27 protein-coding genes are annotated in these 24,083 nt (G+C 60.3%); 15 read left to right on the top strand and 12 right to left on the bottom strand.

Annotated elements, in window-relative coordinates:
* The first annotated feature begins 169 nt into the window (after window positions 1-169).
* The 6 genes from lptC (at window position 170) to ptsN (ending at window position 5,337) form a co-directional block, all read left to right on the top strand.
* Window positions 170-838, top strand: coding sequence for an LPS export ABC transporter periplasmic protein LptC (lptC, locus tag EDE09_RS00440; protein ID WP_105370708.1), 669 nt, complete (start codon window positions 170-172; stop codon window positions 836-838).
* Window positions 839-955: 117 nt separating this feature from the next.
* Window positions 956-1,414: an LptA/OstA family protein gene (locus EDE09_RS00435; RefSeq protein ID WP_245422742.1), complete on the top strand. Its 459-nt coding sequence runs from the start codon at window positions 956-958 to the stop codon at window positions 1,412-1,414.
* A gap of 36 nt (window positions 1,415-1,450) precedes the next feature.
* A complete protein-coding gene (gene lptB, locus EDE09_RS00430) occupies window positions 1,451-2,233 on the top strand; it encodes an LPS export ABC transporter ATP-binding protein (protein WP_105370707.1) in 783 nt (260 codons plus the stop codon).
* 169 nt (window positions 2,234-2,402) lie between these two features.
* Complete coding sequence (gene rpoN, locus EDE09_RS00425; protein ID WP_112802523.1) at window positions 2,403-3,962, top strand: RNA polymerase factor sigma-54; 1,560 nt, start codon at window positions 2,403-2,405, stop codon at window positions 3,960-3,962.
* Window positions 3,963-4,217: 255 nt separating this feature from the next.
* On the top strand, window positions 4,218-4,793 hold the full coding sequence (gene raiA / locus EDE09_RS00420; RefSeq protein ID WP_105370454.1) for a ribosome-associated translation inhibitor RaiA: 576 nt from the start codon (window positions 4,218-4,220) through the stop codon (window positions 4,791-4,793).
* Between the two features lie 79 nt (window positions 4,794-4,872).
* Complete coding sequence (ptsN, locus tag EDE09_RS00415) at window positions 4,873-5,337, top strand: PTS IIA-like nitrogen regulatory protein PtsN (protein ID WP_105370453.1); 465 nt, start codon at window positions 4,873-4,875, stop codon at window positions 5,335-5,337.
* A 76-nt stretch (window positions 5,338-5,413) separates the two neighbouring features.
* On the opposite strand, the gene EDE09_RS00410 is transcribed toward ptsN, so the two are convergent.
* The 3 genes from EDE09_RS00410 to hrcA all read right to left on the bottom strand — a co-directional run bounded on the left by EDE09_RS00410 (window position 5,414) and on the right by hrcA (window position 7,688).
* The gene (locus EDE09_RS00410; protein WP_105370452.1) at window positions 5,414-5,737 is read right to left on the bottom strand and encodes a helix-turn-helix domain-containing protein; all 324 of its coding nucleotides are present in this window, start codon (window positions 5,735-5,737) and stop codon (window positions 5,414-5,416) included.
* Window positions 5,738-5,843: 106 nt separating this feature from the next.
* A complete protein-coding gene (gene grpE, locus EDE09_RS00405; protein ID WP_105370451.1) occupies window positions 5,844-6,491 on the bottom strand; it encodes a nucleotide exchange factor GrpE in 648 nt (215 codons plus the stop codon).
* 117 nt (window positions 6,492-6,608) lie between these two features.
* Entirely contained in the window at window positions 6,609-7,688 is a 1,080-nt protein-coding gene (hrcA, locus tag EDE09_RS00400) for a heat-inducible transcriptional repressor HrcA (protein ID WP_132408325.1), read from the bottom strand.
* Between the two features lie 170 nt (window positions 7,689-7,858).
* On the opposite strand from hrcA, the gene rph reads away from it, so the two are divergent.
* From rph to hemW, 4 genes are read left to right on the top strand one after another with little or no spacing between them, the layout of a single operon-like run.
* Entirely contained in the window at window positions 7,859-8,575 is a 717-nt protein-coding gene (rph, locus tag EDE09_RS00395; RefSeq protein ID WP_112802482.1) for a ribonuclease PH, read from the top strand.
* Between the two features lie 15 nt (window positions 8,576-8,590).
* Complete coding sequence (locus EDE09_RS00390) at window positions 8,591-8,998, top strand: VOC family protein (protein WP_112802480.1); 408 nt, start codon at window positions 8,591-8,593, stop codon at window positions 8,996-8,998.
* An 8-nt stretch (window positions 8,999-9,006) separates the two neighbouring features.
* Window positions 9,007-9,651 (top strand): RdgB/HAM1 family non-canonical purine NTP pyrophosphatase, encoded by a 645-nt coding sequence (gene rdgB / locus EDE09_RS00385; RefSeq protein WP_112802478.1) that lies wholly within the window; start codon window positions 9,007-9,009, stop codon window positions 9,649-9,651.
* A gap of 1 nt (window position 9,652) precedes the next feature.
* Complete coding sequence (hemW, locus tag EDE09_RS00380; protein WP_112802521.1) at window positions 9,653-10,846, top strand: radical SAM family heme chaperone HemW; 1,194 nt, start codon at window positions 9,653-9,655, stop codon at window positions 10,844-10,846.
* Window positions 10,847-10,856: 10 nt separating this feature from the next.
* On the opposite strand, the gene EDE09_RS00375 is transcribed toward hemW, so the two are convergent.
* The 6 genes from EDE09_RS00375 to mutM all read right to left on the bottom strand — a co-directional run bounded on the left by EDE09_RS00375 (window position 10,857) and on the right by mutM (window position 16,623).
* Window positions 10,857-11,447 carry a class I SAM-dependent methyltransferase gene (locus tag EDE09_RS00375; RefSeq protein ID WP_112802476.1) on the bottom strand — a complete coding sequence of 197 codons (591 nt, stop codon included), beginning with the start codon at window positions 11,445-11,447 and terminating at the stop codon, window positions 10,857-10,859.
* A gap of 11 nt (window positions 11,448-11,458) precedes the next feature.
* Window positions 11,459-12,043 (bottom strand): LysE family transporter, encoded by a 585-nt coding sequence (locus EDE09_RS00370; RefSeq protein WP_245505048.1) that lies wholly within the window; start codon window positions 12,041-12,043, stop codon window positions 11,459-11,461.
* A 37-nt stretch (window positions 12,044-12,080) separates the two neighbouring features.
* Window positions 12,081-13,646, bottom strand: a complete 1,566-nt coding sequence (gene dnaA, locus EDE09_RS00365; RefSeq protein WP_112802472.1) for a chromosomal replication initiator protein DnaA — start codon at window positions 13,644-13,646, stop codon at window positions 12,081-12,083.
* An 860-nt stretch (window positions 13,647-14,506) separates the two neighbouring features.
* On the bottom strand, window positions 14,507-14,773 hold the full coding sequence (gene rpsT, locus EDE09_RS00360; RefSeq protein WP_105370704.1) for a 30S ribosomal protein S20: 267 nt from the start codon (window positions 14,771-14,773) through the stop codon (window positions 14,507-14,509).
* A 182-nt stretch (window positions 14,774-14,955) separates the two neighbouring features.
* Window positions 14,956-15,729 (bottom strand): enoyl-CoA hydratase, encoded by a 774-nt coding sequence (locus EDE09_RS00355; RefSeq protein WP_132408323.1) that lies wholly within the window; start codon window positions 15,727-15,729, stop codon window positions 14,956-14,958.
* Window positions 15,730-15,744: 15 nt separating this feature from the next.
* The gene (gene mutM, locus EDE09_RS00350; RefSeq protein WP_132408321.1) at window positions 15,745-16,623 is read right to left on the bottom strand and encodes a bifunctional DNA-formamidopyrimidine glycosylase/DNA-(apurinic or apyrimidinic site) lyase; all 879 of its coding nucleotides are present in this window, start codon (window positions 16,621-16,623) and stop codon (window positions 15,745-15,747) included.
* A 148-nt stretch (window positions 16,624-16,771) separates the two neighbouring features.
* On the opposite strand from mutM, the gene ubiE reads away from it, so the two are divergent.
* The 4 genes from ubiE to EDE09_RS00330 all read left to right on the top strand — a co-directional run bounded on the left by ubiE (window position 16,772) and on the right by EDE09_RS00330 (window position 21,287).
* On the top strand, window positions 16,772-17,548 hold the full coding sequence (gene ubiE, locus EDE09_RS00345; protein WP_112802468.1) for a bifunctional demethylmenaquinone methyltransferase/2-methoxy-6-polyprenyl-1,4-benzoquinol methylase UbiE: 777 nt from the start codon (window positions 16,772-16,774) through the stop codon (window positions 17,546-17,548).
* A 4-nt stretch (window positions 17,549-17,552) separates the two neighbouring features.
* The gene (gene ubiB / locus EDE09_RS00340) at window positions 17,553-19,115 is read left to right on the top strand and encodes a 2-polyprenylphenol 6-hydroxylase (RefSeq protein ID WP_132408319.1); all 1,563 of its coding nucleotides are present in this window, start codon (window positions 17,553-17,555) and stop codon (window positions 19,113-19,115) included.
* A 92-nt stretch (window positions 19,116-19,207) separates the two neighbouring features.
* Window positions 19,208-20,515 carry a hypothetical protein gene (locus EDE09_RS00335; RefSeq protein WP_105370439.1) on the top strand — a complete coding sequence of 436 codons (1,308 nt, stop codon included), beginning with the start codon at window positions 19,208-19,210 and terminating at the stop codon, window positions 20,513-20,515.
* Window positions 20,502-21,287, top strand: a complete 786-nt coding sequence (locus EDE09_RS00330; protein ID WP_105370438.1) for an ATP-dependent Clp protease proteolytic subunit — start codon at window positions 20,502-20,504, stop codon at window positions 21,285-21,287. The genes EDE09_RS00335 and EDE09_RS00330 overlap by 14 nt, the downstream gene beginning before the upstream one ends.
* A 9-nt stretch (window positions 21,288-21,296) precedes the next feature.
* Here the strand turns inward: EDE09_RS00330 and EDE09_RS00325 are convergent, their stop codons facing one another.
* The 3 genes from EDE09_RS00325 to EDE09_RS00315 all read right to left on the bottom strand — a co-directional run bounded on the left by EDE09_RS00325 (window position 21,297) and on the right by EDE09_RS00315 (window position 22,741).
* A complete protein-coding gene (locus EDE09_RS00325; RefSeq protein ID WP_132408317.1) occupies window positions 21,297-21,845 on the bottom strand; it encodes a glyoxalase superfamily protein in 549 nt (182 codons plus the stop codon).
* Window positions 21,846-22,055: 210 nt separating this feature from the next.
* Window positions 22,056-22,322, bottom strand: a complete 267-nt coding sequence (locus EDE09_RS00320; RefSeq protein WP_112802462.1) for a hypothetical protein — start codon at window positions 22,320-22,322, stop codon at window positions 22,056-22,058.
* Window positions 22,323-22,375: 53 nt separating this feature from the next.
* Window positions 22,376-22,741 carry a hypothetical protein gene (locus EDE09_RS00315; protein ID WP_105370435.1) on the bottom strand — a complete coding sequence of 122 codons (366 nt, stop codon included), beginning with the start codon at window positions 22,739-22,741 and terminating at the stop codon, window positions 22,376-22,378.
* Between the two features lie 129 nt (window positions 22,742-22,870).
* Between EDE09_RS00315 and coaBC the strand changes: the two genes are divergently transcribed.
* Window positions 22,871-24,082, top strand: a complete 1,212-nt coding sequence (coaBC, locus tag EDE09_RS00310; protein WP_132408315.1) for a bifunctional phosphopantothenoylcysteine decarboxylase/phosphopantothenate--cysteine ligase CoaBC — start codon at window positions 22,871-22,873, stop codon at window positions 24,080-24,082.
* Window position 24,083: the final 1 nt, after the last annotated feature.

The following is a 24,083-nucleotide window of genomic DNA, read 5'->3' as shown; positions in this document are numbered from 1 at the left end:
TCTCTAGCGCGTTTTGCAGCGGCGCACATCACGTTTTTATATTGTCCGTTATTGTTTGTTGATGAATAAAAACCATATTGGCGGACAACGAAAGCCTGCCCGATGCATGCCGGCGCCATTCGAATGGCGCCGCGGCGGTGGCAGGCAAAGAAGGACCTATCCGGCACCCATGCTGCAGAATATCCGAAAAACGGCAGGCCTTGCGTTGGCGCTGCAGCCCCAGGCGGATGCATATCAAGCCGCGCTTGCGCATTCCGCCATGGTGCGGAAGCTGAAGGTCCTGTTGCCGATCGCTGCAGCCGTGATCTCGGCGGCATTCATCGGCGTTTCCATCATCCGCGCCTATCTGCCGGAAAATCTGTCCATCGAAAACGCCCGCATCGAGAACGGCAAGATCGTCATGGAACGGCCGGCCATTTCCGGCCGCAACAATGACGGCATCAGCTATTCGATGACGGCTAACCGCGCGCTTCAGGATATCGAGAACCCGAACAAGATCACGCTCGAAAACGTCAAGGCCGCCGTACCCGTCAACGACGACGTGATCGCCCGCGTGATTGCCACCGGTGCCGATTTCGACCGCGGCACCGACATGCTCGACCTCACCGCTCCCTTCGACGTCAACCTCTCCAACGGGATCACCGCCCGCTTCAAATCCGCACATCTCGATGTCAATGCCGGCGTCATGGATACGCCCGATCCCGTCGACATTTCGATGAAGGAAGGTTCGATTGTTGCAGACTCTTTAAAGATAACGGATAAGGGACGCACCATCACCTTCAAAGGTCAGGTTCGCGTCCATCTCGATCCTACCGCCATCCGCAACCAAGGCAAATAGAGCCCGGCCGTCATGACCAATCGCCGCCTTCTCAACCGGAATACCGCATTCTTGATCGCGGCAAGCTTCGCGTGCTGTTTTGCCGCAACAGCCTCCGCCCAATCGACAACCAGCCAGATGGAGGGCCTGAAGCTCTCCAACGACCAGCCGATCCAGATCCAGAGCGATCAGCTCGAGATCAAGGAACAGGAAAAGAAAGCCTTCTTCACCGGCAACGTCCAGGTCGTGCAAGGCTCGACCACGATGAAGGCCGGCAAGATGACCGTCCTCTATACCGGTGAAGGCGCGTCCGTAACGTCCGGCAACGCCAATATCGACAAGATCTTCCTGGACGATACCGTTTTCCTGACCTCCGGCACCCAGCAGGCGACCGCCGAAAAAGGCGAGTTCGACATGGCGACACAAACCTTCGTGCTTTCAGGAAAGCAGGTTGTCCTGTCGGAAGGCCCCAACGTCTTTAAGGGCTGCAAGCTGACGGTGCTGATGGAAACGGGCCAGGCCAAGCTCGATGCCTGCGGCGGCCGGGTCGAAATCCTGCTCGACCCGAAGTCGCGGCAGCCGCAACAGAAGCAATAATAGACATATCTCGTGAAAACACCGTTGCTATCCCGTCTGTCGGCCAGGAAGCCGTCTGCGCCAGAACCCTTCGTTGCACGCGACAAAGCGCGCTACGAGGGGACATTGGTGGCGCACGGCCTTTCCAAGACCTATGATACGCGCCGCGTCGTCAACGGCGTCTCGCTGGTCGTGCGCCGCGGCGAGGCGGTCGGGCTGCTAGGGCCGAACGGCGCGGGCAAGACAACCTGCTTCTACATGATTACCGGGCTCGTACCGGTCGATGAAGGCATGATCGCCATCAACGGCAACGAGGTCACCCATATGCCGATGTATCGCCGGGCTCGGCTCGGCGTCGGCTACCTGCCCCAGGAAGCGTCGATTTTTCGCGGCCTGACGGTGGAGGAAAATATTCGTGCCGTGCTCGAAGTGCACGAACCGGACAAGGACAAGCGGGAGCGCAAGCTCGACGAGCTTCTGGAAGAATTCCATATCAGCCAGCTTCGCAAGTCCGCGGCAGTCGCTCTGTCCGGCGGCGAACGGCGGCGGCTCGAAATCGCCCGCGCACTTGCGACCGACCCGGCCTTCATGCTGCTCGACGAACCTTTTGCGGGCGTCGACCCGATTTCGGTTTCCGATATCCAGAACCTCGTGCGCCACTTGACGGCACGCGGCATCGGCGTTCTGATAACGGACCACAACGTTCGCGAGACGCTCGGCCTCATCGATCGCGCCTACATCATTCACGCAGGCGAAGTCCTGACCCATGGTCGGGCCGATGACATCGTCAACAATCCCGATGTTCGCCGCCTTTACCTGGGCGACAAGTTCAGCCTGTAGCGCGCGGAAGAAATTTACTTTCCCGTACTGCGGCGCTTGACCAAATCTTTCAAAAAAGCAATTCTTGTGCCAGATGCAAATTTGGCTATGTGCGGGGGTGGCCGAAGGCGCGCTGCGCTGTTTCATGACGGAACAGCCAAGGGGATATCAGGGGAGTTTCGCGTCCGCCATGGGTTTATCCGCCAGCCTTTTTCTGAAGCAGACCCAGTCGCTGGTGATGACGCCGCAGTTGATGCAATCCATTCAACTGCTGCAGATGACGCATTTCGAGCTCAACCAGTTCATCGCACAGGAAGTCGAGAAGAACCCGCTGCTCGAAATTGCGCCAGGCGAGATCGATGGCGGCACGGAAACAGGCTTTGAAAACGAGGAACCCTTCCCGGAAGCCGACGGCGGAAGCGGCGAAGCCCTCCACATCTCCAGCGACGGCCACTGGTACGAGGGCAACTCCGCCATAACTGCCGAGCGCCTTGGCGAAGGTCTCGATACGGGATTTGAAAACGTCTTTCCGGACGACGGACCAGCCCGCCGTGCCGATGCACCAGAATTGCTGAGTCAGTGGAAGTCGATGCCGGGTGGAGAATCCGGCGACGATTACGATCTGAATGAGTTCGTTGCCGGCCAGGTGACATTGCGCGACCACCTGAACCAACAGATCCCGTTTCTCATCACCGGCACGGCCGACCGGCTGATCGCGCAGCATCTGGTCGATCAACTCGACGAGGCGGGTTACCTGCAAGGCGCCATCGAAGAAACAGCCACCCGGCTCGGCAAGTCCTGCGAGGATGTGGAAGCCATCCTGAACAAGCTGCAGACGCTCGATCCGCCCGGCGTCTTTGCACGGTCGCTCAGCGAATGCCTGGCGATCCAACTTCGTCAGAAGGATCGGCTGGACCCCGCCATGGACGCTCTCGTCCGGCATCTCGAACTGCTCGCCAAACGCGACTTCGCCTCGCTTCGCAAGATTTGCGGCGTCGACGACGAGGACCTGATCGATATGCTGGCGGAAATTCGCGGGCTGAATCCGAAACCGGGCGCCAGCTTCGAACGTGGCGCCTCGGAGACGATTTCCCCTGACATCGTCGTCCGCGCTGCGCCTGATGGCACCTGGATGATCGAACTCAATCCCGACACACTGCCGCGCGTCCTGGTCAACCAGGCCTATTTCCAGACGGTTTCGAAGAGCTGCCCGAGAAGTGGCGAGGACCACAATTTCCTTTCGGAATGCATGCAGAACGCGAACTGGCTGACCCGCAGCCTCGACCAGCGCGCCCGGACGATCATCAAGGTGGCGGCTGAAATCGTCCGCCAGCAGGACGCCTTCCTGATGCACGGCGTCGATCACCTGAGACCGCTCAATCTCAAGACGGTGGCCGAGGCGATCAAAATGCATGAATCGACGGTAAGCCGGGTCACCTCAAACAAATACATGCTTACGCCCCGGGGTCTGTTCGAGCTCAAATATTTCTTCACCGTCTCGATCGGTTCGGCGGAAGAAGGCGGGGACAATCACTCCGCCGAAGCGGTGCGGCACCGTATTCGCCAACTGATCGCACAGGAAACGCCCGAAGCGGTCCTATCCGACGATGACATCGTCATCAGCCTGAAACGCGGCGGCGTCGATCTCGCCCGCCGGACGGTCGCCAAATACCGGGAGGCAATGAACATTCCGTCTTCTGTTCAGCGACGCCGGGAGAAGCGAGCGCTTGCAAAAGTGGCTGCCTTCTAACCTCATCTTGACGAAAAACCTGCCCTGACGTCGTGGAGGGCTACGTAAAATTCCCAAGTTCCCCAACCGTTGACATTTAAGGCTCCGGGGGCTAGAAGCCCGCCGCAATTGCACGGGACATAGGCTTTAGGCATCCCCGACAACCAGCTGGGCAAAGATTGCAGCAATTTGACCTTGTCGCATGCGAGTGGCTTGGATGAGGGAACGGCTTGGCGTAGACTGAACACGCAAGTCACGACAAGAAGGAAAAATTCCATGGGTGTCCGTGTATCCGGTAAGCATATGGAAATCGGCGAATCGTTCCGTCAGCGGATCGAGGGACAGATCGGTGAGGCGGTTACGAAATATTTCGACGGGGGATATTCGAGCCAAGTCATCGTAGAAAAATCCGGCTCGCGTTTTTCGGCCGACTGCAAAGTGCATCTCGACACCGGGATCGTCTTGCATGCGGCAGGGGAAGCAAACGATCCACAGGGCAGTTTCGATGCCGCAGCTGAGCGGATCGAAAAGCGGCTGCGCCGCTACAAGAGGCGCCTCAAGGATCATCATGCCGGCAACCACCTGAATGGCCATGCCGAAGTCGCATATACGGTCATGGACCGCGTACCGGATGAAGCAGACGAAGTGCCTGAGGATTTTGCGCCGACCATCGTCGCGGAAAGCTCAAAACCTTTGAAGACGATGTCGGTCGCAACCGCCGTGATGGCGCTGGATATGACCGACGAGCCTGTGCTGCTGTTCCGCAGCCCCGGCAAGGAAGAGTTGAACATCGTGTACCGCCGCAACGACGGCAATATTGGCTGGATCGATTCCACCAATATCAAGAACTGAACAATCTTGGGGAGAGCGTCGGAAGCGGCGCTTCCCCTCGCCTGGAGCGGGAGCTCTTGCGGCACAAAGGATGACTAGAATGGCATTGGCAGATTTGCTGCAGCAAGATGCGATTATTCCTGCCTTAAAAGTAAATTCCAAAAAGCAACTCCTGCAGGAACTGGCAGCCAAGGCTTCCAAGCTTACTGGCGTCGGCGAGCGGGAAATCTTCGACATCATTCTGCAGCGCGAACGGCTCGGTTCCACCGGCGTCGGCCATGGGATCGCCATTCCGCACGGCAAGCTCAACAGCATTTCGTCGATCAAGGGCATTTTTGCACGACTCGAGACGCCGGTCGACTTCGAGGCGCTGGACGACGAACCGGTGGATCTCGTGTTCCTGCTGCTCGCTCCGGAAGGGGCCGGCGCCGACCACTTGAAAGCACTGTCTCGCATCGCGCGCGTGCTCAGAGATCAAGAGCTGGTGGCAAAGCTTCGCAAGACGGATTCCGCCACCGCCATCTATGCCTTCCTGAATGAGGAACAGGCAAATCACGCCGCCTGACGGCTTGACGATTTTCGTGGAGACGAAATCAGTTCGCCCGGCCCGTGATCGAGCGCCGGGTGGATCCGTTTAAACTTCAATCCTTGAGGTCGGCCTGAAGCCGATCGAGCAGGCGGACGGCGTGGGCGGCGTAGTCGCCGATCCAGCGATCCTGGATTGCCTTAATGGGCAGCGCGTTGAGGTAGTTCCAGCGCTCGCGCCCTTCCCTTCTTACGATCACCAGATCGGCGTCCTCCAAAACCTTCAGATGCTGCATCACCGTACAGCGATCCATGTCCGAGAAGGTTTCGCAGAGCGATCCGGTAGTTTGCGGGCGATCCTTCAACTGGTCGAGGATCAGCCGTCGCCGAGGATGGGCGAGAGCTTTGAAAACGGCATCGATATCCGAATCGGCTGACACGTTATATTTTTATAACTGATCTTGCAGGGCGGCAAGCCATGAGAGCGCGCGGGCACCCTCACCTTCATCCCGAGAGAGCGGGCGAAACCGCCCGCCTTCACACGTCTCAGGCGTTCTTTTCACCCGCCTGTTCCGCAGCCGTGGCTTCGGACCTGGGGCCGCCCTTGGCGACACCGACCATGGCGGGACGCAGCACGCGCTCGCCGATCGTATATCCTGCCTGGACGACCTGAACGACCGTGTTGTTCGGCACGTCTGCGTTTGGAATTTCGAACATGGCCTGATGGAAGTGCGGGTCGAATTTCTGGCCTTCCGCCTCGATCTTCTTGATGCCGTGACGCTCGAGCGCAGAGAGCATGGAGCGCTCCGTCAGTTCGACGCCTTCGAGAAGCGTCGTCAACGCCGCGTCGGCAGCTGCGCGCATTTCCGTCGGAACGGCATCCAATGCTCGGCGCAGATTATCGGAAACGGCAAGCATGTCGCGCGCAAAGCCAGCGACTGCATAGGACTTGGCATCCTTGACATCGCGGTCGGTGCGGCGGCGCAGATTGTCCATTTCGGCGGCAAGGCGCAGGAAGCGATCACGCAATTCGTTGTTCTCCGCCTTCAAAACCTCGATGGGGTCGGGCTCGGCCGCGGCCGGCGCTTCGGCTGCGCCCTGGTTGGCCGCGTCCTGAAGAGCAGACGCCACGGCTTCCGCCGTATTTTCGGCGGCGGCTGCGTCAGGTCCGTGCTTCTTGGTTTCGTCGGTCATGACGGTCTCCGGTTATTCTTCACTGGGATATATGGCGTTGGATTTGTGCCCGATATCGAGGTTTAAAGTGGAAAAATCAAGGCTCGCCGGGAAACTTGAGCCGGCATTCAGCCGGTTTCACCGCGACAGCCTTGCCAGAAGCTGGGCCGTATAATCCACCATGGGCACGATGCGGGAATAATTGAGACGGGTCGGCCCGATAACCCCGACGGCCCCCACGATACGATCCTCGCCGTCGCGATAGGGCGCGACGATCAAGGAAGAACCTGAGAGCGAGAAAAGCTTGTTTTCGGAACCGATGAATATGCGGACACCAGGCCCCCTCTCGGCAAGCTCCAGGATCTCGATCAGGCTGTCCTTCTTTTCCAGATCGTCGAAGAGAAGCCGAAGCCGGTCGAGATCCGCCGTCTCGTCGAGGCCCTGAAGCAGGTTGGCGCGGCCGCGGACAATAAGCTGGCTCGGTTTGCCTTCCTCGCTGTCGCCGGACCAAACCGCCAGCCCCCGTTCGACCAGATCCTGGGAGAGGGCATAAAGCTCGCTCTGGACCGCATCCTTCAGCTTCGTGAGCTGGTTGCGCAGTTCCGGAAGGGTCTGCCCCGTTAGGTGCGCATTCAGGAAATTCGCAGCCTCCACCAATTGCGAGGACGTGACGCCCGCCGGCAATTCGATGATGCGGTTTTCCACCTGGTTATGGTCGCCGACCAATACGGCAAGCGCCTTTGTCGGCTCCAGGCGGATAAATTCCACATGCTTGAGGACCGGATCGCTTTTGGTTGTGATGACGAGGCCGGCGCCACGCGACACGCCGGAGAGCATCAGGCTCGCTTCCGCCATCAGGCTTTCCATCGGCTGATCGCGATCGGCGCGGCGAACCTGCCGGTCGATTGCAGAGCGCTCCTCCTCCGAGAGGTTTCCGACCTGCATGAAGGCGTCGACAAAGAAGCGGAGGCCTGTCTGCGTCGGCAGACGGCCGGCACTGACATGCGGCGAATAGATGAGGCCGAGCTCCTCCAGATCACTCATGACATTGCGCACGGAAGCCGGCGAGAGCGACATGGGCAGGAGACGCGAAAGATTTCGGGAGCCGAGCGGCTCACCGTTTTCGAGATAGCTTTCGACGATGCGACGGAATATTTCCCGCGAACGGTCATCGAGCACGGACCCGTTGTCTCTACCCGTCGGTCCAGAAAAACCCATCAATCCTTCACCGTGCCGTTGATCTCCAAGGGAAATATAGTCATTCCCCCGGCCGGCGCAAATTGGAAATAATTGTTCTTCCGTGACACCGCTGTAACCGGCCGGGGCTTTTCCTTTGCAAAAGAGCGGCGGCGGTCTTAGAAGACGCCAACGCAATTCAGGAGCAGAGCATGAGGCCTTCAGGCAGACAGACAAACCAGATGCGCAAGGTCTCGTTCGAGCGCAATTTTTCCAAACATGCGGAAGGCTCCTGCCTCGTCAAGTTCGGCGACACGCATGTCCTGTGCACGGCCAGCCTTGAGGAAAAGACGCCGCCGTGGCTGCGCAATTCCGGCAAGGGCTGGGTGACTGCCGAATACGGCATGCTGCCGCGCGCGACGGGCGAGCGCATGAAACGTGAAGCGGCAGCAGGCAAGCAGGGCGGCCGGACGCAGGAGATCCAGCGTCTGATCGGCCGATCGCTTCGCGCCGTCATCGATCTCGAAGCACTCGGCGAACGGCAGATCACCGTCGACTGCGACGTCATCCAGGCCGATGGCGGCACCCGCACGGCGTCGATCACCGGCGGCTGGGTGGCGCTTTACGATTGTCTGAAATGGATGGAGGCCCGCTCGATGATCAAGGTCGAGAAGGTGCTGAGGGATCATGTGGCGGCCATTTCCTGCGGGATCTTCGCCACTCAGCCGGTCATCGACCTCGATTATCTGGAGGATTCCGCCGCCGAAACGGACGCGAATTTCGTGATGACCGGTGCCGGTGGCATCGTCGAAGTTCAAGGCACGGCCGAGGGCGCGCCCTTCAGCCAGGACGAATTCCTGAAGCTGCTGGCGTTGGCGCAGGCTGGTACGCAGGAACTGGTGGCGATGCAAAAACAGGCGATTGCCTGACGGAGGGAGGGCGCGTTGATCGAAGGTATCCTCGAAACCGCGCTCTATGCCGACGACCTTGACGCCGCCGAAGCTTTCTACGGCGGCGTTCTCGGCCTGGAAAAGGTCCTGCGTGCCGGCAACCGGCACGTCTTCTTCCGCTGCGGTCCGGGGATACTGTTGATCTTCAATCCAGCCGAGACCATGAAGCCGCCCTCCAGGGATGCGCTGCCGGTGCCGCCGCACGGCACCAGGGGAGCCGGCCATGCCTGTTTCCGCATCAGCGGCGAGGCGATTGACAGGCTCCGGGAAAAGCTGAACAAGGCGGGCGTAGCAATCGAAAGCGACTTTCATTGGCCGAACGGCGCCCGCTCGATCTATTTCCGCGATCCGGCCGGAAACAGCCTGGAATGCGCAGAGCCGAAGCTGTGGAATATCGAATAGGAACTTTGATGCGCAAGCTCGATACCAAGACCATCGTCGTCGCCAGCCACAATGCCGGGAAAATTCGCGAGATCGCCGAACTGATCGGCCCACTCGGCTTTTCAGCAAAATCGGCCGCCGAGCTGGAATTTGCCGAACCGGATGAGACGGGCACGACTTTCGAAGAGAACGCTGCGATCAAGGCGCTTGCCTCGGCAAAGGCCTCCGGCCTGCCGGCGCTGTCCGACGATTCCGGCCTGGTGATCGACGCATTGGACGGCGCGCCCGGCGTCTATACCGCCAACTGGGCGGAGCGTGAGGACGGGACGCGCGATTTTCAGATGGCGATGGAGAAGGTCGAAAAGGCGCTGGAAGAACGCGGCGCGACGACGGCCGAACAGCGCGCCGGCCGCTTCGTCAGCGTGCTCTGCCTTGCCTGGCCCGACGGGCATACGGAGTTTTTCCGCGGCGAGGTGGAAGGCGCCGTCGTATGGCCGCCGCGCGGCACCCAGGGTTTCGGTTATGATCCCGTCTTTCAGCCGCAAGGCTATGACATCACCTTCGGGGAAATGAGCAGCGAACAGAAGCATGGCTGGCGGCCCGGGGAGCCGGAGGCCCTGTCTCACCGCGCCCGCGCCTTCAAACGCTTCGTCGAAACCTGCCTGGAGGCATGAACTGACCCCCTCCCTCACTCTTCCTTCCGATACACTTTTGCCCGATACGGGTGAACCGGGGTTCGGCGTCTATGTGCATTGGCCCTTCTGTGTGGCCAAATGTCCCTATTGCGACTTCAACAGCCATGTCCGCCACCAGCCGGTGGACCAGCCGCGCTTTACCGCCGCCTTCCTGAAAGAGATGGAGACGATGCGGAAGATGAGCGGCCCGAAAACCGTCACCAGCATCTTCCTCGGCGGAGGCACGCCCTCGCTGATGGATCCGGCCACCGTTTCAGCGATCCTGGACGGGATCGCCAGACACTGGCACGTACCCGACGGCATCGAGATCACCATGGAGGCAAATCCCTCCAGCGTCGAGGCGACCCGTTTTCGCGGATATCGGAGTGCTGGCGTCAATCGCGTATCGCTCGGCGTCCAGGCACTGAACGACACGGATCTGAAATTCCTCGGGCGGCTTCATGATGTCGCCGATGCGTTGAAGGCGATCCGGCTTGCTCGCGAGATCTTTCCGCGCATGAGCTTCGATCTCATCTATGCGCGGCCGAAACAGACAGTGGAGGCGTGGGAAGCCGAGCTAAACGAGGCGATTTCCTACGCGGTCGACCACCTGTCGCTCTACCAGCTCACGATCGAAGAAGGCACACCCTTCTACGGGCTCCACAAGGCGGGCAAACTGATTGTGCCGGATGGCGACCAATCGGCTACGCTCTACGAAGCCACGCAGGAGATTACGGAAAGGCACGGCATGCCTGCCTACGAAGTCTCCAACCACGCCCGGCCGGGCGCCGAAAGCCGCCATAACCTGACCTACTGGCGTTATGGCGACTATGCCGGCATCGGCCCGGGGGCCCATGGCCGGCTGAGCCGGGGGAACCAGAAGCTGGCCACCGCCACGGAACGGCGTCCGGAAAGCTGGCTCGACCTCGTCGAAAGCCAGGGACACGGCATGCTCGATCAAGAGGTCCTCGGCTTCGAAGAACAGGCCGACGAACTGTTGCTGATGGGTCTTCGGCTCCGTGAGGGCGTCGATCTTGCGCGCTGGCAGCAGCTTTCCGGCCGCGATCCCGATCCCGTGCGCGAGGAGCGACTGCTGGAGCACGGATTTATCGAAAGGCTCGGCAATTCGCGGCTCCGCTGCACGCCGTCGGGCATGCTGATCCTCGATTCCGTCGTAGCCGATCTGGCTTGCTGACGACTGGAAGCTACGCTCTTACGGCCACTACATGGAGCCAATCGGTCGGCCGCTTGTCATAGGCGGTGCCCTGCTCCTCGGCGATCTCGACCGAGGTCCAGGACAAGCTCCCGTAGAGCTCTTCCAACCACTCCTTGGACGGATAATTGTAGAAGCGGCCGAGATCGTCATGGCCTTCCGCCTCACCGGCCTTGAAGCTCGCGTAAAACAGGCCCCCCGGCTGGAGCGCGGCGTGGATTTTTCCAAGGACAGCGCCAAGTTTCGCGCGAGGCACGTGCAGCAGGCACGCATTTGCCCAGACGCCGTCGAAGGCTTCGACCGCATCGATATCCTTAAAACGCAGCACCGAAACCGGCACGCCCAGGCGTTTCGTTGCCTCTTCGGCCATCTCCGGCGTACCATCCGTCGGCACGGCGCGGAAGCCGCGTCTGATCATCTCGGCACTGTCGCGCCCGTTGCCGCAGCCGAGTTCGAGAATTTGAGCACCGGGCTGGAGCTTTGCGAGAAACAGATCCAGCCGGCGCGTGCTCGGCCCGGCTGCGCTTCCCGCATATGCCGCAGCATTTTCGGCATAAAACGAGGAGGTCGGATCGCCGTGCATCTACGTTTATCCTATCGTTGCGACAGCAAGAGTTTCGTACCGAAGCCCACGAAGATTAGGCCGACGCCGACGTCGATCTTCTTTTTGGCCCTGATGTATCCGGCTGCGATTGCCGGATGCGTGATCAGGCCGATCAGGCAGGCATAATAGACGGTCGAGACGACAAGCATAACCGCAATTGCGATCAAGCCATAAAAGAAAGGGGTGCCGGCCGGCATGGTTGCCGCAAAAAGACTTGCGACGAAAAGCGCCGATTTCGGATTGGCGAGATTGGTCGCCAATCCCATTCTGTAAGCAGTCTTCAACGGCATATCGACCCGTTGCGCCGTCAGGTCCGGCGCATGCCGGGCCTTGCGAACATCCAGGAAAATCTTCGCCCCCAGCCAGACGAGATAAAGCCCGCCGGCCGTCTTCAGCGCCACATAGGCGAATGGAGCCGCCTGAAACAGGACGTTGATGCCGAGCCACCCGGCAAGGCCCCAGCAGAAGGTGCCGGTGATAGTGCCCATCGCCGCAGCAATCGGTACCCGTTTCGGCGCTGTCAGTGCGTAGCGCATCACGAGCAACGTGTTAGGCCCTGGCGTAATGCACGCCACGGCCCATATCGTTGCGACGGACAGAAGAAACATGGTCTCAGGCGTTGTTTTCGTTGATCAGCCGCTTCAAGAGTTCGACCTCGTGGCTGAGTTTGGTATCGCCGGAGATCAATTCCTCGATCTTGCGGACCGCATGGAGCACTGTGGTGTGATCACGGCCGCCGAACCGGCGCCCGATTTCCGGGAAAGACCGCGGCGTCAGGGTTTTCGAAAGATACATGGCCACCTGTCGCGGCTTTACGATTACCCGCGTACGACGGTTGGACACCAGTTCCTGGCGCGAGACATTATAATGACGCGCGACGATGCGCTGGATGTCTTCGATGCGGACGCGCTTGGCTTCCCCCGCACCGACCAAGTGGGCCAGCAGTTCATCCACGCGCTCGATCGACAGCGAAGGCTCGAAAGAGCGGCGGAAGATCAGCTGGTTGAACGCGCCTTCCAGTTCGCGGCCGCTGTTTGCGACATTACGCGCGACATGGGAGAGGATTTCCACCGGAATATCGAGCGACGGGTCATCCTGGCGTGCGACGGCGAGCCTCTGCTTCAGCATCTCGAAACGCATTTCGTAATCCGGCGCCTCGACTTCGATGGCCACGCCGCCCTGCAGACGCGAGCGGACCCGCGGGTCGAGCGATTCCAGTTCCCAGGGAGCACGGTCGGCAGCGACCACCACCTGCTTGGCGCTGTCGAGCAGCATATTAAGGAGGTGGCAGAACTCGTTCTGGATCATCTTGCCTTGCAGGAACTGCATGTCGTCGATGATCAGGAGGTCGATATTGCGCAGCGAGTCCTTAAGCGTCAGTGCATCGTTGTCACGGATGGCGGTCGCAAAGCGCCACATGAAATATTCCGCCGTCAGGTAGACGACACGCGGCATACGCTCACTGCAGACCGCAGCGTTGGCGATCGCCTGCAGGAGATGGGTCTTGCCGAGACCGACGCCGGAATGAATGAAGAGCGGATTGAAGCGGACCGCACCGGCGCCAGCTTCGGCGATGGTTTTCGCTGCGGCCAAAGCTACGCGGTTCGATGCGCCTTCCACAAAGGTGTCGAAGGTGAAGCGACTGTCCAGCGGCGAGCCAAACAGCGGGCTCGGCGCCTGCGTGGGACGGGCAGCCGAAGCCGCCGGCGTGGGAAAAGTTGCGATCTTGCCGATTTCGCGCGGCATCTGCGGACGCTGGAAGGATTGTGTGGGAATCGGGTCCGGCGCGGTCCCGCGTTCTTCTCCCGCTACCGGGGCGCGGGTGTTGCGGCTTGCGCTGCGCACCAGGATTTCCACCTTCAGAATTTCCGCGTCTTCCGCCTGAAAGATGGACGTGATGAGATCGAGGTAACGATTGTTGATCCAGGACTTCAGAAAGGTCGTCGGCACCGTCAGCCGAACCACGCTTTTCGAGACCGAATGCAGCTTCAAACGCCCAAACCAGCTTGCATAAACATCCTGACCGACTTGTGCCTTCAAACGCGTGCTGAATCGCTCGAAAAGAGCATTATGCTTCATTTCCGGTGGTTCCCCTGCCGCCTGAGAGCAAACTGAATCAAATGACTGCCGTGATTGGTCCCCATTACCCGCACGGTTCGGTACGATACTGATTTGCATTATGCGCCGCCTTCCAAATTCATAGCCCGGCGGTTCTCGTTACGCCGCCAGGACAAACCTCATTTTCCCGGGCACAGCAAACCCTTCCCAATCATTGAGAACATCGCCGCCCGTTCCATTTTTTTATGCTTCCCCGCCTCAACAGCGGATCGAAAGCGTTGCCCAGTCCGCCTCGTATTCGGACCAAAGCCTCGCGAGAGCCACCTCGCACAACACCGAACGCCCATCCTCATCATGGCCGCTCGAACCTGCCTCTCCTCCTTTGCCCCAGCTCCGCAGCGCGGGTCTGGCCTCGACAAAATCCGACCGTCTCCGGAAACGTCAAATTTCCGGATCACAACCGATAGTTATATGGAAAACGGGCAAAACTTGTCCCGTAGCAAGGGGCAGAAAGTCTCCGCGCCGTCCTGGAAGAACGACTGCCGGCAGCCCTCTGAAGTAATCCCCGCGCCCCTTGCTGGAGGCCATTTAGGCAGGATCAAATGCCAAGATCAATGATGAATTTTACGCAAAATTAAGAGCTGGGCGTTGACTCTCCCAGCGTGATTTGAATGTCACAGACGGCTTCATGGAGAATCGCTTTTGAATCAATGGGATTCAAAAATGACATACATTCGGCGCGATCGTTCACAAAAAAAATAAAAATCTTCTTGACTCAGTTGGGGGCCATCCGCCGGGCGCCCGAGCTGCCCCCTTGCCTAACCACCTCCACCAACATATTGAAATTATACAGAAATTTCTGTCACGCCGCTGACACGAAATTGTTATTGAGCCGGGTAAATATATGGTTAGCTGAGAGAATCAGAAAAAGCCCGGTCAAGCGACCAGGCTTTTTTGTGACTTAATTTTGTCGAGTGCTATTAGGCCGAAAGAGCCTTCACACGAGCCGCCAGGCGAGACACTTTGCGGGACGCTGTATTGCTATGAAGCACGCCCTTGGTAGCGGCACGCTGGATCTCAGGCTGCGCAGCCTTGAGAGCCTCGGCAGCAACCGTGATGTCGCCGGATGCGATGGCTTCCTCAACCTTGCGGATGAAGCCACGGACGCGCGAACGGCGAGCCTTGTTGACTGCGGTACGGCGAGCGATCTTGCGGGTCGCCTTCTTCGCCGAAGTTGTATTGGCCATTTCATGCCTCTCTACGAATTCGAACCAAAACTCCGCCGTTGCCGCGTCGGTCCTGCGACCCTCGATCCAGCAATTCGGGAGCAATAGAGGAAGCCGTGATCAGGCTTTCCCAACTGTGGGCGGGCATATAGCCGGAATACCCGCTCCAGTCAACGCGCATTTTGACCAATCGCGTGCCTGTTTCACCGGTTCGAGAATTGCGGCTTACGCTTTTCGACAAAGGCGCTCATGCCTTCCTTCTGGTCGGCCGTGGCAAACAGCGAATGAAAGAGCCGGCGTTCGAAACGCAGGCCTTCTCCGAGCGTCGCCTCGAAGGAGCGGGCGACCGCTTCCTTGGCCATCAGGACGGCAGCCCTGGGGAAGGAAGCGATCGTGGCGGCCGCTTCCACTGCCTCATCCACCAAGCGTTCAGGCGGCACGATCCGCGATACCAGACCGGCGCGTTCGGCCTCGACCGCGTCCATCATCCGACCGGTCAGGACGAGGTCCATGGCCTTCGCCTTGCCGACCGCCCGTGTCAGGCGCTGCGAGCCGCCCATGCCGGGGATGACGCCGAGGGTGATTTCCGGCTGGCCGAATTTCGCGGTCTCAGAAGCGATGATGAAGTCGCACATCATGGCAAGCTCGCAACCGCCCCCGAGGGCGAAGCCGGAGACGGCCGCGATCATCGGTTTGCGGGTTGCGGCGATCGCCTCCCAGCCGGAAATGAAATCACTCACATAAGCATCGACAAAATCGATCCCTTGCATCTCCTTGATATCAGCGCCGGCGGCGAAGGCCTTTTCAGAGCCGGTCAGAACGATCGCGCCGATGCCTTCGTCCTTGCCAAAACCCGCCAATGCATCGGTTAGTTCTGCCATGACGGTGGAATTGAGGGCGTTCAGCGCCTTCGGCCGGTTGAGCGTTATCAACGCCACGGACTCGCGGATTTCGGTCAACAGGGTTTCGTAGCTCATCCGGTGTCTCCTCTCCTATTTCTGGCAGACAGGACAATAAAAAGTGGAGCGGCCCGCCTGCGTGATGCGGGCGACCGTACCGCTGCAGCCGGGCGTGCGGCAAGCCCCGCCTTCCCGGTCGTAGACCGAGAAGGAATGCTGGAAATACCCGAGAGAACCGTCAGCCTGAATATGATCCCGAAGTGAAGAGCCGCCCGCGGCGATCGCATCCGAAATGACGTTCCGGATGGCTTCGTGAAGCGCGAAAAGCTCTTTCTTCGGTCGTCCCGTCTTGGTGACCACGCCGCCGGCCGCGCGTCTGGGTGAAAGATGCGAGCGCCACAGCGCTTCGCATACATATATATTGCCGAGACCGGCGATCACCGTCTGGTCGAGCAAGGCACCCTTCAGCGGCTGGCTCTTGCCGGCAAGGCGAGCCGCGAGATAGTCCGCATTGAGCGCGTTGCCGGTCGGCTCGGGTCCCAGGTCGGCGAAGGCGGGATAAAGGTCGAGTTCGCTGCGCTTCCATAGGTGCATGAAGCCGAAGCGGCGCGGGTCGTTATAGATGACCCGTAGCGGTCTGCTTTCTTTCGTAAGATGAAAGACCACGTGGTCGTGCTTGCTGTCCTTGGATCGCGGATGATGGAACTCACCCAGCGTGTTGTCTTCGATCCGGAAGGAGCCGGACATGCCGAGATGGCTGATGACCGTCAGGTCGTCCTCCAGATCGATCAGCAGATATTTGGCACGCCTGCCCAGCGACACGATCCGGCGCCCTTTCACTCTGTCGGCGAAGTTTTCCGGAAGCGGAAAGCGCAGATCCGGCCGGTTCAGTTCCAGCTTCGAGACGACGGCGTCTTCCATTGCCGGCGCGAGACCACGCCGGACGGTTTCCACCTCTGGCAATTCGGGCATAGCTACCTAACTTCCTGTTCCAACCGCACCGTTCCTGCTCTATAGAGCGGACCGGATGTCGCATGCATCTATAATGCATGGACCACAGATAGCGAGGCGCAGGTGATTTCGCTATGGTCGCTCGCGAATGGAGTCAAGGAGTTCACCGATGACCGAAGCCCGTACCAGCGCCGAAGGCGGAATGGAGACTTCCTACGGCTTCCGCCGGGTTGCCGAGGGTGAGAAGCAGGGGCTGGTCAACGATGTCTTTCACAAGGTGGCAAAGCGCTACGACGTGATGAACGACGTGATGTCGGCCGGCATGCATCGGGTCTGGAAAGATGCCATGATCGCGGCACTCAACCCGCGCAAGGACAGCAACTACAGGACCCTCGATGTGGCAGGCGGCACTGGCGACATCGCCTTCCGGATCGTCGAGGCCTCCGGTCGCAAGGCCCATGTCACCGTACTCGATATCAACGGTTCGATGCTGGCCGTCGGCGCCGAGCGGGCCGCCAAGCGCAAGCTATCGGAGAACCTTGATTTCGTCGAAGCCAATGCGGAAGCCCTGCCTTTCGGAGCCAATTCCTTCGACGCCTATACGATCGCCTTCGGAATTCGCAATGTGCCGCATATCGATGTCGCTTTGAAAGAAGCCTACCGCGTGCTCAAACGGGGCGGCAGGCTGCTGGTGCTGGAATTTTCCGAGGTCGAGATGCCGCTGCTCGAGCGCTTCTATGACGAATGGTCCTTCAAGGCGATCCCGCGCTTCGGCAAGATGATCACCGGGGAGGCCGAGCCCTATCAATATCTGGTGGAATCGATTCGCAAATTCCCCAACCAGGAAAATTTCGCCACGATGATCCGCGACGCCGGCTTCTCCCGCGTGACCTACACCAATTATACCGGCGGCATTGCGGCGCTGCATTCCGGTTGGAAGCTTTGACCGCATGAGCACGATCGGCGCTTATTTCCGACTTGTGCGTGTCGGCTGGGTCCTGGTGCGCGAAGGGGTGGTATCGGCCCTCCCTTCGCAGGGCCTGCCGCCTTCGGTCGGCCTTATTAAGTCGCTCCTCCAGCCCTTGGCCCGCAACCATTCGCTCAAGCAGGCACGCAGCGAGCGGCTGACGCGCGCCGTGGACAGGCTGGGCCCGTCCTATGTCAAGATCGGTCAGTTCCTTGCAACTCGCCCGGACGTGGTCGGCGTGGATTGGGCCGTGGACCTTGCGCTCCTGCAGGACCGCATGGCCTATTTCCCGACGGAGACTGCCAAGGCGGCGATCGAAGGCTCGCTCGGCCGCCCCATCAGCGATCTTTACTCCTCATTCGGAGAGCCTATCGCCGCGGCCTCCATCGCCCAAGTGCATCCCTGCATGATCGGCGACCGGAAGGTGGCTGTGAAGGTGGTGCGGCCGGGTGTGAGGCAGCGCTTCGCCCACGACATCGAGAGCATGTATCTCCTGTCGCGCATGCAGGAGCGCTTCGTACCCTCCTCCCGGCGCCTCAGGCCGGTCGAGGTAACGCGCACGCTTGAACAGACCACCAAGGTGGAGATGGACCTTCGCCTGGAAGCGGCAGCGCTTTCCGAGATTGCCGAAAACATCAAGGACGATCCCGGCTTCCGCGTGCCGAGCGTGGACTGGGAGCGGACCGGCCGCGATGTCGTCACCATGGAATGGATCGACGGCATCAAAATGTCGGACGTGGGCGCATTGCAGGCTGCCGGCCATGATCTGGAGAGGCTTGCCGAGGTCCTGATCCAGTCGTTCCTTCGCCATACGCTGCGCGACGGCTTCTTCCATGCCGATATGCATCCCGGCAATCTCTTCGTCGACAAAACCGGCACGATCGTCGCCGTCGACATGGGCATCGTCGGTCGACTGGGCAAGAAGGAAAGGCGCTTCCTCGCGGAGATTCTCTACGGTTTCATCACGCGCGACTACACACGGGTCGCTGAAGTGCATTTCGAGGCTGGCTACGTGCCTGCGCACCATGACGTATCGAGCTTTGCCCAGGCGATCCGGGCAATCGGCGAGCCTATCCACGGACAGCCGGCGGAAACGATTTCCATGGCCCGCCTTCTGGCGCTGCTCTTTGAGGTGACCGACCTTTTCGAGATGCAGACCCGGCCGGAACTGATCCTCTTGCAGAAGACGATGGTCGTCGTCGAAGGCGTGTCGCGGATGCTGAACCCGCGGTTCAACATGTGGAAGGCGTCCGAGCCGGTGGTTGGCGACTGGATCCGCAGCAATCTGGGGCCGAAGCGACTGGTCTCCGATCTGAAGGACGGCCTGAAGGCAATGGTCAAACTCGCGGAAGCCGCGCCTGAAATTGCCGCCAAGACCGAGAGGTTCCACGAAGAACTCATTCATATGAGCGAGCACGGCTTGCGTTTCGACCCCGAAACGGCCGAAGCGATCGGCAGGTCGGAAGCCCGACACAGCCGTTCTGGCCGCATCGCATTGTGGATCATCGCGCTCTCGCTGCTCTATTTCGTCTTCACGCTCGGCTGACACGCGCCGGCAGCGCGAACCGCATACGCCTTTATTCCGCCCGGTTCTTCATTCTCTGTTAAGGAATACATTCCTTTCCGGAGACCTTGCCCATGGCGCTCGGCGCTTCCCAACGCTTGCAGGACGGCGTCGCGGCCGTCGAAACCATGACCCGGTTTGCACTGGCTGTGCTCGCGCTCGCCTCCGGCGTCTATACCTATCTCGGCGTACGTTCGATCCTCGACGGCTCGCCGACCGCCGTCTTCTTTGCGGCGATCATATATTCCGCTTCCGTTTCCGTGGGGATCTACGCCTTCTGGTCCTACATGGCACGCTTTTATCCGCATGTGACGACCCGCGCCGGCCGAACCGCCATGCTCGGCGTCATGGCACTCGGCGCTGCCATGATCATTGCGATGTCGAGCTGGCTGAACGCGGCGGCGCTGGCAGGTTCGGCGGCACTCGAACAGCATCTCGCCGAAACGGTGGAGGATTATACTACCGATCTCGACCAGGCACATCAAAACGCCTTGGCGGCGCAAAGCCTGCTGCCGGATATCCAGCGGGCATCCGAGCGTTTCGCCCAGCTCGCGGCCTCCGAACGGCAATCGGGCGCACTTACGGGAACGAACGGATCCGGCAGCGTCGTAGCGCTCCTTTCGCAGATGTCGGCACAGCTTAAAGATCTCGAAAACGGCATCAACACGTCGCGTGAGCAGGTGACGAACCTCTTCAACGACGGGCAGAAGCGGCTGGAGACGATGCGGACGCTCGTTTCGGCCCCGGGCGCCATAGAACCGCGCGCCGACCAGTTTTCCTCAGAAGTCGTCGCACTCACCGGCGTCATTGCTTCGCTCGGGCAGACATCGATCGCGCCGTCGATCCGCCGGGCGGCGGACGACCTGTCTCTCGGCTTCATCGCTCCGGTGGCCGATGGCGGTGATGCCAATCTCGTCAGCCGCCAGGACCAGGTCATGGAGACGGTGCGGGCGTCGGTCGCGGCACAGTCGAAGGTCCTCTCTCAGGCCGCCGACGAGATCCTCGCTCGTGCTCCCGTGCCCGAACGGCGGTTCGTACCCCTCTCTTCCGCGGAAGCGGTGCTGCGCTACGCATCCGACTTCATTCCTGCCTGGGCTGGCGCAATCTCGATCGATCTTTTGCCCGGCGTGCTGGTCTTCATTCTCGCGGTCGTCCACGGCGCTATCCGCAGGCAGGACGAAAAGCTGCCTTTTGCCGAACGCATTACTGCCGCGGAACTGCTTCAGGCGCTGCAAGTCCAGCGGGCGATCACCGCTGGCGGCATCAGCATCGAAGAAGCCGTCGCCAGGGCAGAACCGGAGAACGACGCGCAAGAGCCGAACAATATAACCGCGATCGATCTCAAGTCGCGCACACGGGACCGCTCTCATGAGGATCGATAAGCCGATCGAGGCGCTGTTGAAGCTGGACGACGGCGTTCTCATGCGGGGCGCCTTCTTTATCCTGTTGTCGGCCGCGGCGGTTTTTCTTGTCATCGACGTGCGCGACATTACCGCGATGAATGCGGAGCTTCCGGGCTACGACCCGTTGCGCCAGGACCAACCCGTCCTGCCTCCGGCACTGACGGACGGAGTGCCTGCCGCGCCGCCGGTCCAGCCGGCGAGCTCCAAGGAAGTGCTGCGCCAGCCGATGAAATTCGAGTTGAAACCGAGCGGTGTTCTTCTGGCCGAGGGGACAATCGATCCTGGTGCCGCGGGTCGGTTTGCACAGGAGATCGAGGCCCGCGGCGAATATGTGAAGACGGTGATGCTCAATTCGCCCGGCGGCTCGGTCGAAGATGCGCTTACCATGTCGAAGCTGATCCGGGAGAAGAAGCTGGACACCAAGGTGGCCACGAAGGGCCTCTGCGCCTCCTCCTGCCCGATCGTTTTCGCCGGCGGTATTGGGCGCATGGCGGAGAAGGACGCGGTTGTCGGCGTGCATCAGGTCTTCAATGGTGGCAAGGACAGGCCCACCGCCGAACAGGCCATGTCGGCCGCGCAGGCGACGACCGCGCGGGTAGCCCGGCATCTGGATGCGATGGGCATAGGTGCCGGGCTCTGGATCAATGCCCTGGAAACGCCGCCGGACCGGCTCTATTACCTGACGCCAAAGGAAATGGCGGATTTCAAGCTGACAACCGAGCCGGTCGCGACTGCCAAGAAAAAGAGCTAGCGGCGACCGCTAGCCTTGCTGGCGCTCGCAGAAGGTAATCCGGTTGCTGAAAGGGTCAGTGACCGTGACCTCCAGGCCCCAGGGCACCTCTTCAAGCCCCGGCCTCATATAGGAATAGTCCTTGCCGATCAGTTCGGCATGGAAGTGCCTGATGCCCTGCATGGGCACAAAGACCCGCGCACCGGGTGAAGCATCGCCCGAATGCTCGCTCAGATGCATCAGCATGCCGCTGCGGGAAATCTGGCAATAAAGCGGTGCGTTGTCGCCAAAGCGGTATTCCCAATCCACCTCGAAGCCCAGAAAGCCACAATAAAACTCCATGGCCTTATCGACGGAGAATATGCGGAAGATCGGGATCGCCGGCTGGATCGACGCAGCCTCCCGCCTCGTCGGAGGCTCTACCGCCTCGATCTTGGCGGCAAGCACATTCCAGCTGTCGTAGCCGAACTGGCTCGCGACGAGTTCGAGCGCTTGGCTATGGGTAAGATCTATCTTACGTTCTGCCAGCGCCTCACGCAGGCTTTTTGCCATCAGTTTGGCATCGCGAAAGTCGCGCATCTCATCACCCTCCAAAGGACGAACGGCAAGATCAGGGTCCGCATTGCTGATCCGTTCGTCATCGTTGGCCGGGTGGCTAAGGATGAGAGGCGGTGGATGCGTTCACCATGGGCTTTGATCCCGCGGACGGCTGGCCGCATCCGGCCAACCCATCGATAGCATCACACCTGCAGAAGGATCAATCTGCCTCATAGCTTGGAGCAAGGACGTTCAGACGGTTTTCGTTTCGACAGTATCGTTGGGAGATGCGGCCGGAGCGGCGGCGCTCCCCTCCTGATAGTTGTCAGACGACGGTATGACGGCTGCCTTTATTTCCTGGAAACTTGCCCGGCCGGCTTCGCTCAAGCCGGCCCCCGCCATTTCCAATGCCGTCTTTGGATGTCGCCTGACAAGCACACCGAGCGCCTTCAACACGGCAGCCGCGCCTATGCGGCCCGCCGCAGTTTTGCCGTAGCGTTTCAGAACCAGGCGCTTCAACGGGCCCGGCAGGCGAGATTTCTGCTTGCCGCGAGAGGAGGCACGTTTTCTCGCTAATGTCTTACCGCGTCCGCTAAAGGGCGGTCGTCTTTTTCCTTCTTCTTGGCGGCAGGAAAGATAGAACGGGTCTGGTCGGCAACCACATCCATGGCTGCGTTGGCGGCACTTTGCAGTGCCTCTCCGGCAATTCCCACCGCGCGAGCGCTCTTGCGTGCGCCTTTCTTGCCTGCCCTGGCGATGTCCTCCCGTTCCTCCGTCAGCACGGCGGCAGCCGCACCGGCTGCGGCCAAGAGCGCTTTGCCAAGAATGTCCCGGCCGGTCTTGCTGGCCAGCATGCTCTTGAGAAAGGAAGACTTGCGGATCGATTTCGGCACCTTGAAGCCGGCGACTTTCTTCGGGATTGCATTCTTCTTGGCCATCTGTGTTCTCCTTTGGGGAAAAGAACGCCCACCCTCTCGTCGCAGTTCCAAAAGACCAAAGGTGGCGCCGATTGCAACTTGGCGGGCAAGGGCTTAGCTTCCGCACACATCCTATATCCGGGCAAGAGCATGACACTGACAGGCAAGCGCATCCTTCTGATCATCTCCGGCGGCATCGCGGCCTATAAGAGCCTCGACCTGATCCGCAGGCTGCGCGAACGCGGAGCCTCGGTGAGGCCGATCATGACCAAGGCTGCGCAAGAATTCGTCACGCCGCTTGCCGTCGGCGCACTCTCTTCCGGCCATGTTTATGTGGATCTGTTTTCGCGGGAGGACGAACAGGATGTGGGCCATATCCGGCTGGCCCGCGAAAACGATCTGGTTGTCGTGGCGCCTGCAAGCGCCGACCTGATGGCAAAGATGGCGCACGGGCTTGCCGATGATCTCGCCAGCGCCGTATTGCTGGCGACGGACCGGCCGGTGCTCATCGCACCCGCCATGAATCCGAAAATGTGGGCCGCAGCCGCGACCCGGCGCAACGCCGAAACCCTGAACGCGGACGGTATCCATTTCATCGGCCCGATGGCTGGCGAAATGGCCGAAAGCAACGAGGCGGGGATTGGCCGGATGGCCGAACCGCTGGAGATCGTCGCGGCAATAGAACGGTTGCTGGACGAGGCACCGAAACCCTTGGCCGGAAAGACGGCAATCGTCACCTCCGGCCCGACACATGAACCGATCGATCCGGTCCGCTACATCGCCAACCGCTCCTCCGGCCGTCAGGGCCATGCGATTGCGGCGGCACTGGCAAGACTTGGCGCCGAGGTGACGCTGGTCTCCGGCCCCGTGACCATTCCCGATCCGGCCGGCGTCAAGACAGTGCATGTGGAACGCGCGGAGGAGATGCTTGGCGCGGTGCTTTCCCGTTTCCCGGCCGATATCGCAGTCATGGTGGCAGCCGTCGCCGACTGGCGCGTCGTTTCTTCAGCGGAACATAAGATCAAGAAACGGCCGGGAGAGGCGCCACCTCCGCTGCAGCTTGCTGAAAATCCTGACATCCTTAAAACGGTGGGGCATCACGACAAGCGGCCGAAACTGGTCGTCGGCTTTGCCGCTGAGACGCAGGATGTCGAAAAGAACGGGCGCGCCAAGCTCGAACGCAAGGGCGCCGATATGATTATCGCCAATGACGTTTCCCCCGGGACAGGCATCATGGGCGGCACCCGCAACCGGGTGAAGATTATCTCTGCCGGTGGGATCGAGGAATGGCCCGATCTCGGAAAGGATGAAGTCGCGGAACGACTGGCCCGGCTTATCGCCGAGCGGCTGGCAGGAGCCTGAC

The organism is Neorhizobium sp. S3-V5DH, from assembly GCF_004343065.1.
Lineage (GTDB): Bacteria > Pseudomonadota > Alphaproteobacteria > Rhizobiales > Rhizobiaceae > Neorhizobium > Neorhizobium huautlense.
This window is presented reverse-complemented; position numbering and strand designations above follow the sequence as displayed.